Source organism: Micromonospora sp. M61, assembly GCF_018070245.1.
GTDB lineage: Bacteria > Actinomycetota > Actinomycetes > Mycobacteriales > Micromonosporaceae > Micromonospora > Micromonospora zamorensis.
Genome location: NZ_JAGPYA010000040.1, coordinates 24423 through 38172, shown reverse-complemented (window position 1 = coordinate 38172; position 13750 = coordinate 24423). Strand labels below are relative to the sequence as shown.

The window sequence follows — 13750 nt, the reverse complement described above, 5'->3', positions numbered from 1 at the left end:
CGGCTCGATAGCGTTGCCGCGTGGTCACATTCCTGCGCCGGTGGACGCTGCGATCCTCGAGCTTCGCTCTGACCTGGCTCTACACGCTCTACCGGATCCATCCGGCGGTGTGGCGGCTCACGGCACGTCAATACCGCCCGTACATGGGTCACTTCGCCCGACTGCACGCCTGGATGACGTGCCAGTTCGCCGCGATCGACGTCCCCGCGTACGGCGACTTCCTGCGCCGTGGCAACTGGCGGTTCCGGTGGTTCGACCTGTCGTCGTACCCCCCGACCGACAAGCGGTCGTACGTGCAGGCGTACTCGGAGGCGCAGCGTTGCCGGCACGGTGAGATCGAGATCGCCGGCAGCGTGGTCGACGAGTCGTCGGGCTCGTCCGGGCAACCGTTCAACTGGATCCGCAGCCGCCGTGAGCTGCGATCGGTGCACAAGAACCTGGCCGGCTACGCGACAATGGTGTTCCCGTCGAAGCGGCGGTTCGTCATCAACGCATACTCGATGGGCGCCTGGGCCACCGGCACCAACACCGGCATCGCCATGTCCACCATCGCGATGGTGAAGAACACCGGGCCCGACCTCCAGAAGATCGCGGACACCCTGCGCTACTTCGGGCCCGGCTTCGACTACATCGTGACCGCGTACCCGCCGTTCCTCAAGCACCTGCGCGACAAGCTCGACGCCGAGGACTTCCCGTGGGCCGACTACCGCATCAGCGGTCTCGTCGGCGGCGAGGGGATGACCGAGGCGCTGCGCGACTACCTCCAGGAACGTTTCCTGAAGGTGCGCTCCGGCTATGGGGCCAGCGACCTCACCATCGGCATCGCCGGGGAGAGCGACTTCAGCGTCTGGGTGCGTCGACGACTGCGGACCGACGCCGCACTGCGGGCCGCCCTGCTCGGCGCCGACGAGCACCGCCTGCCGATGATCTTCCAGTACAACCCGCTGGAGACCTACCTGGAGACCACTGCGGACAACGAGGTGCTCTGCACCATCAACTCGACGGCGGTGCTCAATCCCCGGGTCCGCTACAACATCGGCGACGAGGGCCGGTTGATCTCGTACCCCGATGTCGTGGCCGCGATCACCGACCCCGCCGCGGACCGCGCCTGGCAGGTCGACCGGATGCGGCTGCCGCTGCTTTTCCTGTACGGCCGGAAGGACAGCACGATCTCCTACATGGGCGCCAACATCTATCCGCAGGACGTCGAGTACGGCCTCTACACCAACAACCCCCAGGCGCACCTGCTGCAGAGTTTCTGCCTCCAGGTGGTCGAGCAGGCCGACCTGGAGAGCCGACCGGTGGTCAACCTGCAACTTCGCGACGGCGTGGCGCTCAGCCCCGACGAACGGCGAGCCCTCGCCCACACCTGCCGTGCCGGGGTGCTGCGTCACCTCGCCGAGGTCAGTCGGGACTTCGCCGAGTCCCTCGCCGAGGACCCGTCCGCAGCCGACCTGCGGGTGGAGATCCACGAGTACGGCACCGGCCCGTTCGCCGGCGCAGGCTCCACGATCAAGAACGTCTACCTGGTGAGGGGCGTGCCGGCGTGAGGACCACCGACTTCTCCGCGGCTCCCCCGGTGGGCCAGGCGACCGCCATGTTCGTCGGGGCCACCCGCTATCGGGGGCCGCGCTCGATCTTCACCCTCACCCGGACCTGGTTCCGGATGGTCCGGCAGATGAGACGGATGAAGGGGTACCGCTGGCACACCGTGTATTACCAGTTTCCCTTCACGCTCGGCACCATCGCCTTCTTCAGCGACCGCGACGCACTGCTGACGTTCGCCCGCAGCCGCCACCACCGCGACCTCATGTGCTGGGTGACCGATCACGGCACCACGAACGCGACCGGTGGCTACATCCGCCTGTACAACGCCGAGCCCGAGGGCTACAGCAACGGCATCTGGCGCGCCGAGTCGGACGGCATGGCGCACATACCGACCTTCACCCCGCTCTCCACCGAGACGGCCGGCCCACCGGTGCACCGCGGATGAGACTGGATCCGGTGCGATCCCGGGCCGACCTGCGGGCTTTCGTCGACTTCCCGCTGCAGCTGCACCCGAGCGACCGGTACGTACCCCTGCTGTCGTCGGTCATCGCGGCCCACCGCCGCACCGCCGACCTGTTCCTGGTCCGCGACCGCCATGGTGTGGTCGTGGGGCGCACCAGCATGCACCGCAGTGCCGCCTTCGACGCCAAGGTGGGCCCCCGACAGCTGTTCGGGCACACCGAGTTCGTCGAGGACGACGACGTCTTCGCCGCCATCATGGACGCGCTCGAGACCAGGGCCGACGGTCGGCCACTGTTCGGACCGGTGGCACTGCTGCCCAACCAGACTGGCGGCGTGATCACCTCGGGCTTCGCCGACCGCGGCTTCGTGGACTCCGCGTGGAACCCCGCCTACTACCCGCACATGTACGAACGGCACGGCTTCCACCGTCGCTTCGAGGCCGACACCTGGCTGGTCGACCTCCACGGCACGGCCGTCGCGGACCAGGACCACGGTTTCGTCTTCGACGACGCCCGGATCGCCGCCGAACAGCTCGTCGTCCGGCACGGCTCCCGGTGGCGTCTACGCGGCCAACTGCCGATCCTGCGGCGAATGCTCAACGCGAGCTTCGCGCAACTCGGCTACTACACCGACATCTCCGCCGAGCAGTTGGCGGAGCAGACCGACGGTCTCGCGTTCCTGCTGGACGAGGCGCTGCTCCTCTGGCTGGAGAAGGCCGGCAGGCCGGTCGCGTTCGTCGTCACCGTGCCGGACATCTCCGAATACCTCATGCGCGTCGGTGGCCGGCTCGGTATACCCAACCAGCTCCGGCTGCTCGCCACCCGCCGCCGCTACCGCAGCGACGCCGTCCTCATCATCAAGGGCACCGTGCCCGACGAGCAGGGCAAGGGGTACCTGACGCTGCTGTCCCGGGAGCTGCACCGCAACCTCGCCAGCTTCGGCTACCGCACGCTGCGCAGCACCTTCGTCGAACGGACGAACATCGCCTCGGCCGCCCAGTACCGGCGGGCCGGCGGCCGGCCACTGCACGGGTACACCTTCTACGAGAAGGCGGCGGTCGCGTGAACTGGGTCGAGCGGTTGCGGGCCAACGAGGCGATCTGCCGCCGGGCGCCGAGCGCGCACAACACGCAACCCTGGCGACCGGAGTACCACCCGGACGAGATCACCATCGGCATCGATCCTGCCCGCAGCCTGCCCGACTCCGACCCGACCGGGCGCGACCTGGCCCTCGGCATCGGCGCGTTCGTCGAGACGTGCCTCATCGTCTCCGCCGAACTCGGTCTCACCATCACCGCGGCCCCCGGCCCTCGACTGGTCCCCGCGGCGGACCGCTACACGACTCCCTTCACCATCGCCGACGTCGAGTCCCGCCGGGTCGCCCGTGGCCCGTACGCGCCCGGGTGCGTCGACGCCGCCGTCATCGCCGAACTGGGCCCCGGCATCGCGCACGTCCCGACCCGGGATCTCGTGTCGGACCTGGTGGTCGCCGACCGATGGCTCTTCGGCACGCCGGCCGTCGCGGTCGAGCTGCGTGACTGGCTGCGGCTGAGCCCGACCCACCCTCGCTACCACCTCGACGGACTCACCGACCGGGCGCTCGCCCTGTCCTGGTTCGAGGCACGGTTCCTGTCCGCCGCGCTTCGCGCGTACCCGGTCACCCGCCGGCTGGGCCTCCCGGCGCTGCTGGCCGCCAGCGGCCGCGGTCTGTTGCGCTACGACGGCAGCGTCCTGGTGTTGCTCGCCGACGACGGCGACCTTGTCGCCGCAGGCCGGCGTCTGCTGCGTACGTGGTTGACGCTCGCCCGGCACGGCCTGTCGGTCCATCCACTCAGCCAACTCGTCGACTGCCCGGCGACCGCCAGCCGGCTGGCCGAGCGGGTGGGCGGCGAACCGCTCGCGGTGTTCCGCGTCGGCCGGCCCCTCGCCGAGCCGGTCCGCTCGGCGCGACACTAGCGCCCCTCCCGGCCCGGTCACCTCGCCCTGCCGTACACAATCGGGTTGTCCCGTGCGGGCGCAGGCGTGACCATGGTCGGCATGGCGGGAGCTCGCGGGTGAGATCGCCACTTCAGGGCGGGCTGCCGCTGCGGGACCCGGTGGTGGGCGCCGTCGTGGAGATCGCCTGCGACGAGTCGGGATTCTCGGGCACCAACCTGCTGCACTCGACCGCTCCGGTGATCACGCACGCGAGTGTCGACCTGATGGTCGACGAGGCCGTCGCGCTCATCACCGAGCTGCGGTCGGGGTTCCGGTTCTCACCACACGAGCTCAAGTCCGGGCGGTTCCTGCGCGGCTCGGGTGCCGACGAAGCCCTGGAGTGGTTCCTGACCGCGCTGACCGGTCGCGCGCACGTCCACCTGATCGACAAGGAGTTCTTCCTCGTCACCCGGATCGTCGAGTTCCTGCTGGCCGAGCCGTCGTACGCGGCCGGCACCCGGCTGGCCCTCGACCAGCGGCCGACCGCTCTCGCCCTCTACACGGCCAGACACTCGGCCGGCAGCGACTGGGGTGCCTTCCTGGCGGCGTTCGTCGACCTCGTCCGGATGAAGCGGCGGGTGCCGGTGCGGCAGTCGGTACAGCGGTTCTTCCAGGCCCGGGACGCGCTGCTGCACCGCAGGCTCGGCGCGGCGGCCGACGCCGTCCTCGACGGGCTCGACCCGGGCCATGTGCGGGCCGTGGTGGCCCGGCTCGACGACGACCGGTCGGTGCCCCCACCACTGGAACCGCTGCTGCCGGCGCTGGCGGAAACGGTCCTGTCCTGGAGCGGCGGCCAGCGGCAGGTGCTGGTGACCCACGACGAGCAGAGTGCCCTGACGGCCGATCGACTGACCCGCCTCCAGCGGATGATGGCCGGCGGTGGCGCACCGTCGGCGGCAGCCGACACGACCTGGGCTCTGCCGGACGGAGTGTCACCCCTGGCTGGGCTCGTCATGGTCGACTCCCGTGACGATCCGCGCGTCCAGGTCGCGGACCTCCTCGCGGGGGTGGCACGGCGCAGGCCCGAGATCATCGGCGACGCTCTCCGTCAGCCACCGCCACCGCGCGATCCCGTGGTGTGACGCCTTACCGACGCGTCCCCGGCGCTCTCAGTCGAGACAGAACTCGTTGCCCTCGACGTCCTGCATGACGAGGCACGACTCGTTCTCGCCGTCGGCCCGCAGCAGTTGCACACGTGCCGCGCCGAGGGGGATCAGTCGCGCGCATTCCGCCTCCAGTGCGGCCAGGCGCTCCTCACCCACCAGCCCGGTGCCGACCCGCACGTCGAGGTGCACCCGGTTCTTGACGACCTTGCCTTCGGGAACGCGCTGGAAGAACAGTCGAGGGCCCACACCCGAGGGGTCGACGCACGCGAACGCGGCACCCTGACGCTCGGGCGGCAGCGTGCGATCGACCTCCTCCCACGAGGCGAACCCCTCCGGCGGGGGCGGCACGACGTAGCCCAGCACCTCGCACCAGAAACGAGCGACGCGCTCAGGTTCCGCGCAGTCGAAGGTGATCTGGACCTGCCTTACCGTCGCCATCGGTCCACCATAGAGGGTGCGTCGTCATCAGTGGACGGGCTTCTGACCAGGTGCGGCGCGACGGAAGGTGTAGCCCGCGTTTTCCGGGGGCAAGCAACGCAGATGGACCGCACGACAGGGAGTGAGGAGCGACCGCTCGGCCAGCGGTGCCGGACCGGTGACTCGGACCGGGCACGGCTGGCGACACGGCTCTCAACGGCCCCTGTGCGATGCGCCTGAGGCACAGCCTGCCCGCGGTCGCGCTCGGTGCGGTGGCACTGGGCGTGGCTCTCGGCGCTGACCCCGCTCGCGCTGACTCGACGTCGTCACTGCCGGTGCCAGTGCCAGTGCCGACCGGTCCCCACCCCGCGACGGCCGCCACTTCACCGAATCTCATCGAGGCGTTGTTGCCCGACGTGGTCGAGTCGCCGCTGTCCATCCCCCTGCCGCTGCCGTCAATCACTCCCCTGCCGCTGCCGTCAGCCACTCCCCTGTCGCTGCCGTCAGCCATCCCCCTGCCTTCGACGTCGGCCAGGCTTCCGGCCGCCATACCGACCCGGCGGCCAAGCGTGCCGTCGTCGTCCTCGCCGCCCACCGCCCCCGTCCCGTCCGCCTCGGCTTCGCGGGCTGCCTCGCCACCGTCGCCGTCGGCACCGCCAGCACCGTCGACCTCCGGGACGGCGACGGTGTCCCGGGACAACCCCCACGGCAGCGTCGAACGCCGCGCGCGGGATCGGGCCCAGAGGGCGGGTCACACGCAGGTGTCGATGATCGCGGTCCCCGCGCCGACGCCGCGCCCACCGGCTCGCCCCGAGCCGGGGCTGCCCGCGTTCGTGCTGGCTGTCGCGTCCGCACCCACCGGCGTCGGCGCCAGCGGTGTCGATGTGCCGACGTCGACAGCTGAACATCCGCCACCCATCTCGCCGCTGTCCCGGGGGCTCACTGTCGCCGCCGTCGACATGCGCGCCACCAGCCGGCCCGTGGAGCGGGGCCCTCCGCCGCCGCGGCAACCCCTGATCAGTCAGCCGCGTCCACGACGTTGATCAGGAGAGACCATGGAAATAGCCGTTGTCTGGATCCCCGCCAATATCGAACCGTCGGAGCCCGCCGTCGCGATGTGTCTCGCACACCTTCGTCGACACGACTACCGGTTGAAGGGAATCGTCCGGGCACCCTGGGAGACCGTCGAGCAGCAGATGATCGACGGTGAAGTGGATGTGGTCGTGATCGCCGACCCCGCCCACCTTCCGCCGGACCGGTCACCCCGGATCGAGGTAGCCCCTTCGGCGTCGACGACTCACGAGGACCGATCGGCTCTCGACCCGCAACTTGGCTGAACCGACCAAGCGCCCCGTCCACAACGGACGGGGCGCTTGGTCGTGGTGCTCCCGCCGCACGCGCCCCTATAGTGAGTTCCATTATGAGACTTACTGCCTTCTGGCGCTGGTGGGGCGCCAGCACGACCAGTCACCTCGGTTCGGCGATCGGTGGGATCGCCCTGCCGCTCACCGCGCTGAACGTGCTGCACGCCTCGGCCCTCGAAATGGGTCTGATCACGGCGGCCGGCTACCTCGCGTACCTGCTGATCAGCCTGCCGGCGGGGGTGATCGTGCAGCGCGTGCCGCTGCGCGGCACGCAGGTCGCCCTGGACCTGATCCGGGCCCTCGCCATCGCGTCCGTGCCCCTGGCCTGGTGGTTCGACGCCCTGACGGTGGCCCAACTGATCGTGGTCGCCCTGGTCGTGAGCTTCGCCAACGTGCTGTTCGACGTGGCGAACCAGACCTTCCTGCCGGAGATCGTTCCGGCCGCGCAGTTGCAGGCGCGCAACAGCCTCAACTCCGGCACCTATGCCGCCACCCAGCTCGGCGGGCCGTCCCTGGGCGGGCTCGCGGTGCAGCTGCTGGGCGCGGTGCCGACGCTGTTCGTGGACGCCGTCAGCTACCTGATCTCCGCCGTGCTGCTGCGCACCCTTCCGGCCCGGCGTCTGCTGCGCCCGGCCGAGCGGCCACCGATGGTCACGATGATCCGCGAGGGCTGGCACTTCGTGCTCCGACACCCGATCATCGGACCCTCCATGTGGGACGCCACCGCGACGAACTTCGTCTGCGGCGGGATGCTCGCGCTCTTCCCGTACTACCTGGTACGCGAGCTGCACGCGTCGCCACTCATGGTCGGGCTGCTGCTCGCCGCCGACGGGCTCGGCACACTCGTCGGCGCCGCGCTGACAACCCGGTTCACCGACCGGGTCGGCACCGCACGCGGCCTGGTCATCGCGGCCGTCGTCGGGGTGGCCGGGGCGCTCGTCATTCCGCTGGGCAGCGGCACCGCCGCCTATCTCGCCTTCGCCGTCGGGAACCTCGTCTTCGCCGGCTCCTCGGTGGTGCTCAGCGTGACCACCCGCACCTACCGGATGCTCGCCAGCCCGCCGGACCTCCTGTCGCGGGTGATCGCCACGGTCAAGTTCGTCTCCTGGGGCGCCATCCCGCTCGGCAGCCTGCTTGCCGGCCTCCTGGCCGGGCCACTCGGCGCGCGTACCACCCTGTTGATCTTCGGTGCCCTCACCGTGCTGTCGCCCATCATCTACCTGTCGACCCCGGTCCGCCGGATGCGCGACCTGCCGCTCGACGCCGCCGCGGAACCCGTCGAAGCCCGGGTGTGAACCGCGCGACAGAGCGGCGGACCGGCGGGCACCGCCGCCGGCCTTCCACCCGACAAAATTGATCCCCTCGTTTGTCGATCGGCGATCAGGTTGACTCGTCGGTGAGGTAGGCGGGCCCGGCGGGGCTCCACACGATGGGATGCGCGACATGGCGAAGTACCTGATCCTCATTCACGGCGACGAACGGCAGTGGGCCGCGATGTCACAGCAGGAGATGCGGAAGCGCGACGAGGCCCACGGCGCCTTCTGCGCCGCAGCCGGTCCGGCCGTCCTCGACGGCCAGCAGTTGGAGCCGGCTGCCGTCGCGACCACACTGCGCACCGACCCGCACGGACGGCTGGCCATCACGGACGGGCCGTTCCTGGAGACCAAGGAGGCGGTGGGCGGCTACTACCTGATCGAAGCCCCCGACCTCGACGAGGTGATCAGCCTGGCCTCGCGGCTGTACGAGGTCTCCGCCGGGCACAGCGGGGTGGAGATCCGTCCGGTGGTCGATCACGGATGAGCGCCGAGGTGGTCGCGGCGGTCGCGCAGGCGCACCGCCGCGACTGGACCCAGTTGCTGGCCGCGACGGCACGCCTGACCCGGGACCTCGATCTCGCGGAGGAGTGCACCCAGGACGCCTACGCCCAGGCGCTGCGGGTCTGGCCGCAGATCGGCATCCCCGATCGTCCCGGTGCGTGGCTGACAACCACCGCCCGCAACCGGGCGCTGGATGTGCTGCGCCGCGAGTCGGCGTTACGTCGGGCTCTACCGCAGCTGGTGACCGACCAGTCGGTGTCCGGCCCCGAGGACGGCCTCGATGACGATCGGCTCCGACTCGTCTTCACCTGCTGTCATCCGGCCCTGTCCCGCGACGCCCAGGTCGCGCTGACGCTGCGGCTGGTGTGCGGGCTGTCCACGGCGGAAGTGGCCCGCGCGTTCCTGGTGCCGGAACCCACAATGGCCGCACGGATCACCCGGGCCAAGAAGAAGATCACCACTGCCCGTATCCCGTACCGTGTGCCGTCGCCCGACCACCTCGCCGGGCGGGTCAGCGCCGTCCTCGAAGTCGTCCATCTGATCTTCACCACCGGCCACACGGCGCCGAGCGGCGGGCACCTTGTCCGCCGTGACCTGGTCGACAGCGCGATCAACCTCGCTCGCATGCTGCACCTGCTCATGCCGACCGACACGGAGATCAGCGGCCTGCTCGCGCTGCTGCTGCTCATCCATGCGCGTGACGACAGTCGCCTGTCGGCCACCGGTCGGCTGCAACTGCTCTCGGAGCAGGACCGCGGGCGTTGGGACACCCGACTCATCAGCGAGGGGGTCGCCCTGGTGACCGTCGCGCTGCGTCGCAGGCCGCCGACACGGTACGCCGTCGAGGCCGCGATCGCCGCCGTGCACGCCGAGGCGCCGACCTGGCAGGACACCGACTGGGCGGAGATCGTCGGGCTGTACGACGTCCTGCTCCAGCTCTGGCCCTCGCCGGTGGTCGAGCTCAACCGTGCCGTGGCCGTCGGTCTGCGCGACGGCCCGCAGGCCGGTCTCGACGCACTGACGCCACTGCTCGCCGAACCGGTCCTGGCCACCTACGGCTACCTCAGCGCCGCCCGTGGTGACTTCCTGCGCCAACTCAACCGCTGGGCGCCGGCGGCGGACGCCTACCAGGAGGCCCTGGCCCACACCGACAACAAGGTCGAACGCGCCTTCCTCAGCGAACGGCTCGACGACGTCCAGCGCCAGGCGTCGGCGACGATCACCTTCGAGGAGGCGTACCGGTGACAGGTGGTCGGGCCGAGCCCGTCGCGGTGTCCCGGCGGATCGCCGCGCCAGCGGCCGACATCTTCCGGATCCTCGCGGATCCTCGGCGACACACCGATCTCGACGGCTCCGGGATGCTGCGGGGTGCCGTATCGGACGCGGTGGTCGCCGCCGTCGGCGACGTCTTCGTGATGAAGATGCACTACTCGCGGTATGGCGACTACGAGATGAACAACCACGTCGTCGAGTACGAGGTGAACCGGCGCATCGGCTGGACACCGGAGCCGGGCCGAGGCCACCCGGACACCGCACCCGGCGCCACTGCTCAGGCGCGATGGGGACACCGGTGGACCTACGAGCTGACGCCCGACGGCCCGGACGCGACCATCGTGACCGAAATCTATGACTGCTCCCAGCTGCCGGCCGACGAGCAGGCGGCGATGGACGGCGGGCGCGGCTGGATCACGAGCATGACCGAGACGCTGGAACGGCTGGAGGCGCTCTGCGCCAACCCGCCCGACTGAGCCAGCGGCCCTTCTACGAAGCCGCGAAGGCCAACCCTTGCTCGGCCAGCGCGGCGGCCAGGATGTCGACCGCCTTCGGGCCCACCCCGTGCATGGCCAGCAGATCGCCGCGGCTGTGGGTGGCCACCTGGGCGAGCGTGGTGATGCCGGCTTCGAGCAGGGCACTGGTGGCTGGTCGCCCGATCGGCGGCAGGCCACCGATCTGCGCGGGCACGTCTCGGGTACTCACGGAATCACGATAGTCCGCCCCCAGCCACCGGGGCCTCGGGTCACGAACCGTCCGGAGGGTTGGCCGGCTGCTGTCCCGGCCAGAACGGCCACTCCTCGAACGACCGGCAACGTCCGTCCTCGGCGAACCGCATGACCCACAGGTCGCGGTACTCCTGCTCGACCGGGTCGCCGTAGCGGACCTCGTGACGCGACACGGCAGTGTCACCGTCGACCGCGACGATCTCGCTGGTCATCCGGAACACCTCGTCGGGGCCCTTGCGCTGTTTCTCCCACATTTGGGCGATGGCCGGCAGACCGACGACAGGTGTCCAGTAGGGCCCCTGTTGGTAGCTCGCATCCTCGGTGAAGAGAGTTACCAGGGCATCCGTGCCGGGCGTCCGCCACAGCCGCTCGTACGCGGTGAGCCATTCGTTGACGTGCGTCCTGTCCATGGACATCACTGTGCCATTCGACGGGCCACGCGCGGCAGGAACCGACCAGCCGCAGGTCATCACCGGTCCACTGCGTCGTAAGGTGCATCTCACACCCGAAGAGCTGGAGGCTGCGGTGACCGCGACGACGCCGACCGACACGGTGCTGGCCGAGGTGATGGCCGAACTGGCCGCGCTGGAGGACCACCGGACACGCGAGGTGAACGCGAAACACGGTGACGACCACGGTGTGCACCTCGGCAAGGTTCGTGCGGTCGCCAAGCGGCTGAAGACGCAGCAGGAACTCGCCCGCCAGCTCTGGAGGACCGGCGACACCGCGGCGAGACTGCTGTCGCTCCTGATCTGCCGTCCCAGGGCGTTCGAGCGTGCCGAGCTGGACGTCATGCTGCGCGAGGCACGCGCGCCCAAGGTGCACGACTGGCTCGTGAACTACGTGGTGAAGAAGAGCCCGCACGCCGAGGAGCTGCGCCTGGCCTGGTGTGCCGACCCGGACCCGGTGGTCGCGAGCGCCGGCTGGGCGCTGACCACCGAGCGGGTGACGAAGAAACCCGAGAGCCTCGACCTGCCGGGGCTGCTCGACGTCATCGAGAGCGAGATGAAGGACGCGCCGGATCGCCTCCAGTGGGCGATGAACCACTGCCTGGCCCAGATCGGGATCGAGCACGCCGCGCACCGCGCTCGCGCGATCGGCATCGGCGAACGTCTGGCGGTGCTCAAGGACTACCCGACATCCCCGGGCTGCACGTCTCCGTACGCGCCCACCTGGATCAACGAGATGGTGCGCCGCGCGCACACCTGACCAGTGCGCCGATCGAGCGCATGGTGGTGGCGGCGCGGGGAGGGCCCGGACCTCCCCCGCGCCGTAGCTGTGCCGGGCCACCCCCGGGGTACTGCGCCCGCAGAGCGGCCACCTCGACGAGCAGCGTCCGACCCGACGACAGTTAGCGATGGCAACCTGATGCACAGCCCGACCGACGTCGAACCGACCCGACTCCTGCACCAGTGGACGGGCGGCGAGGCTCCCCGGCTGCTGGGGCGGGGCATGGAGGGTGCCGTCTACGACATCGGCCAGGAGCGGATCGCCAAGGTGTGGTTCGACGGGTCGAAGGCCGCCTTGCAGCGGGTTCGGGTGTTCTACGACGCGCTGGCCGGAAAACCTCTGCGGGTCGCGGTCCCACGGATCCACGAGGTCCACCTGATCGAGGGTCGCTGCGTAACCGTCGAGCAACGGCTGGCCGGCAGAACCATGACCGAAGCGCGGAAAGAGGGTCGCCTCACCCTCGACGAGGCCAGGTCGGCGTTCGTCGACGTGTTGGCCCAACTGGGGGCAAGCGGGCCCCTGCCCGAGGCGCGGAAGCTGTCGGTCCTGGACGAGACGATGCCGCTCTACGAGACGGACGACGCTTTCCCTGACGCCCTTTACGCACTGGCCACGCGTCGAGTCGCCCGATTCCGGCAGGTCCTCGACCCGGCGGTCGAGGACCTCGACAGGAAGCTGGACGCGTTGCAGGACCGGCTGCGGGACGTCGACAGCGGACGACGCTCGGTCGTCCACGGCGACATGATCCCCGGCAACATCCTCGTGAACGACGCCGGCGGCCCTGCCGCCATACTCGACTGGGGCTTCCTCACGACCGAGGGTGACCCGGTTTTCGACGCCTCCGTCGCGGCCTCGATCTTCGACATGTACGGCGAGCAGGCCCTGGACACCGAACGTGGCCTCTACGCGCAGATCGAGGAGCGCCTGGGCTACCCGCGGCAGGCGCTTCTCGTCTACCGCGCGGCCTACTCGCTGATCACCGCGAACGCCTACGACGCCGAGGGCGGGGACGGTCACTTCGCGTGGTGTGTCGCGGCCCTGAACCGGCCCGACGTCGTCCGGACGCTCCTGGGCTGAGCACCACCGCCGGACGCACCCGCCCCCTTCTGATCTTGCAAACGTCGTCCCCCACGGTGTCGCAGCCCTGAGGAAGACTGGCGGTCATGGCTGACTTGAGCGATGCGAAAGCTGCGCTGCACCTCTACCTGAAGGAAAATCGCGACGACCTGATCTGGAAGCTCGACGGGCTGAGCGAACGCGACGCGAGAATGCCACGCACCGCGACCGGCACCAACCTGCTGGGCATCATCAAGCACTGCCTCAATGTCGAAGCCGGCTACTTCGGGCCCACCTTCGGGCGCGAGTTCCCGACGCCGGAGGAACTCGTCCCCGTGCAGGCGTTCGACGAGGACCCACAGGCAGACTGGTACGCGAGCGAGGACGAGACGAAGGACGGCCTGATCGATCTGTATCGCCGGGTCGGGGTGTTCGCCGACCAGACGATCGACCAGCTGCCGCTCGACGCGCCGGGGCAGGTGCCGTGGTGGCGCCCAGGCCGGCAGGACGTGACGCTGCAGCGGATCATCATCCACGTGACCTGCGACCTCGCCCGTCACGCAGGGCATGCCGACATCATCCGCGAGCAGCACGACTCGGCGATCGGCCTGCGGCAGGACAACACCAACATCCCGGACGACTACGACTGGTCGGCGTACGTCGCCAAGCTGACGAAGCTCGCGGACCGCTTCGCCTAGGGCACCCACGAACGCGCCGCCCGCCGCGGATCTGCGGCGGGCGGCGCGTGACGTCAAAGGTTCGCGCCCCGCGGGG

17 protein-coding genes are annotated in these 13750 nt (G+C 70.1%); 13 read left to right on the top strand and 4 right to left on the bottom strand.

The genetic code is table 11. From position 1 onward, the window contains the following. Positions 1-20 precede the first annotated feature (20 nt). From KBX34_RS22095 to KBX34_RS22075, 5 genes are all read left to right on the top strand, one after another. The gene (locus tag KBX34_RS22095) at positions 21-1550 is read left to right on the top strand and encodes a phenylacetate--CoA ligase family protein (protein ID WP_210926676.1); all 1530 of its coding nucleotides are present in this window, start codon (positions 21-23) and stop codon (positions 1548-1550) included. Next, positions 1547-1993, top strand: a complete 447-nt coding sequence (locus KBX34_RS22090; RefSeq protein WP_099854883.1) for a DUF4188 domain-containing protein — start codon at positions 1547-1549, stop codon at positions 1991-1993. Before KBX34_RS22095 ends, KBX34_RS22090 begins: the two co-directional genes overlap by 4 nt. Beyond that, positions 1990-3075 carry a hypothetical protein gene (locus KBX34_RS22085; protein WP_210926675.1) on the top strand — a complete coding sequence of 362 codons (1086 nt, stop codon included), beginning with the start codon at positions 1990-1992 and terminating at the stop codon, positions 3073-3075. The genes KBX34_RS22090 and KBX34_RS22085 overlap by 4 nt, the downstream gene beginning before the upstream one ends. Further along, positions 3072-3965, top strand: a complete 894-nt coding sequence (locus KBX34_RS22080) for a hypothetical protein (protein WP_210926673.1) — start codon at positions 3072-3074, stop codon at positions 3963-3965. The genes KBX34_RS22085 and KBX34_RS22080 overlap by 4 nt, the downstream gene beginning before the upstream one ends. A gap of 98 nt (positions 3966-4063) precedes the next feature. Further along, complete coding sequence (locus KBX34_RS22075; RefSeq protein WP_210926672.1) at positions 4064-5068, top strand: hypothetical protein; 1005 nt, start codon at positions 4064-4066, stop codon at positions 5066-5068. Positions 5069-5095: 27 nt separating this feature from the next. On the opposite strand, the gene KBX34_RS22070 is transcribed toward KBX34_RS22075, so the two are convergent. Together KBX34_RS22070 and KBX34_RS22065 are read right to left on the bottom strand one after the other, a co-directional pair. After that, entirely contained in the window at positions 5096-5530 is a 435-nt protein-coding gene (locus tag KBX34_RS22070; protein ID WP_088948899.1) for a VOC family protein, read from the bottom strand. 730 nt (positions 5531-6260) lie between these two features. Next, positions 6261-6470 carry a hypothetical protein gene (locus KBX34_RS22065; protein ID WP_210926670.1) on the bottom strand — a complete coding sequence of 70 codons (210 nt, stop codon included), beginning with the start codon at positions 6468-6470 and terminating at the stop codon, positions 6261-6263. Positions 6471-6564: 94 nt separating this feature from the next. Here KBX34_RS22065 and KBX34_RS22060 point away from each other — a divergent pair, with 94 nt between their 5' ends. The 5 genes from KBX34_RS22060 to KBX34_RS22040 all read left to right on the top strand — a co-directional run bounded on the left by KBX34_RS22060 (position 6565) and on the right by KBX34_RS22040 (position 10438). Further along, positions 6565-6846, top strand: a complete 282-nt coding sequence (locus tag KBX34_RS22060; RefSeq protein WP_210926668.1) for a hypothetical protein — start codon at positions 6565-6567, stop codon at positions 6844-6846. Between the two features lie 83 nt (positions 6847-6929). Then, complete coding sequence (locus tag KBX34_RS22055) at positions 6930-8168, top strand: MFS transporter (RefSeq protein ID WP_210926666.1); 1239 nt, start codon at positions 6930-6932, stop codon at positions 8166-8168. Between the two features lie 148 nt (positions 8169-8316). Continuing rightward, complete coding sequence (locus KBX34_RS22050) at positions 8317-8673, top strand: YciI family protein (protein WP_199177148.1); 357 nt, start codon at positions 8317-8319, stop codon at positions 8671-8673. Continuing rightward, the gene (locus KBX34_RS22045; protein WP_247672087.1) at positions 8670-9935 is read left to right on the top strand and encodes an RNA polymerase sigma factor; all 1266 of its coding nucleotides are present in this window, start codon (positions 8670-8672) and stop codon (positions 9933-9935) included. The genes KBX34_RS22050 and KBX34_RS22045 overlap by 4 nt, the downstream gene beginning before the upstream one ends. Next, positions 9932-10438: an SRPBCC domain-containing protein gene (locus KBX34_RS22040; protein WP_210926665.1), complete on the top strand. Its 507-nt coding sequence runs from the start codon at positions 9932-9934 to the stop codon at positions 10436-10438. Before KBX34_RS22045 ends, KBX34_RS22040 begins: the two co-directional genes overlap by 4 nt. Positions 10439-10451: 13 nt before the next feature. Here KBX34_RS22040 and KBX34_RS22035 read toward each other — a convergent pair whose 3' ends face one another. Together KBX34_RS22035 and KBX34_RS22030 are read right to left on the bottom strand one after the other, a co-directional pair. After that, positions 10452-10667, bottom strand: coding sequence for a DNA-binding protein (locus KBX34_RS22035; RefSeq protein ID WP_307871467.1), 216 nt, complete (start codon positions 10665-10667; stop codon positions 10452-10454). Between the two features lie 40 nt (positions 10668-10707). Then, complete coding sequence (locus KBX34_RS22030) at positions 10708-11100, bottom strand: nuclear transport factor 2 family protein (RefSeq protein ID WP_088948906.1); 393 nt, start codon at positions 11098-11100, stop codon at positions 10708-10710. 157 nt (positions 11101-11257) lie between these two features. Between KBX34_RS22030 and KBX34_RS22025 the strand changes: the two genes are divergently transcribed. The 3 genes from KBX34_RS22025 to KBX34_RS22015 all read left to right on the top strand — a co-directional run bounded on the left by KBX34_RS22025 (position 11258) and on the right by KBX34_RS22015 (position 13674). Further along, positions 11258-11899, top strand: a complete 642-nt coding sequence (locus KBX34_RS22025) for a DNA alkylation repair protein (protein WP_210790853.1) — start codon at positions 11258-11260, stop codon at positions 11897-11899. Positions 11900-12058: 159 nt separating this feature from the next. Then, positions 12059-12997, top strand: coding sequence for a phosphotransferase family protein (locus KBX34_RS22020; protein WP_210926663.1), 939 nt, complete (start codon positions 12059-12061; stop codon positions 12995-12997). An 86-nt stretch (positions 12998-13083) separates the two neighbouring features. Further along, positions 13084-13674, top strand: coding sequence for a DinB family protein (locus KBX34_RS22015; RefSeq protein ID WP_141909997.1), 591 nt, complete (start codon positions 13084-13086; stop codon positions 13672-13674). Positions 13675-13750 lie beyond the last annotated feature (76 nt).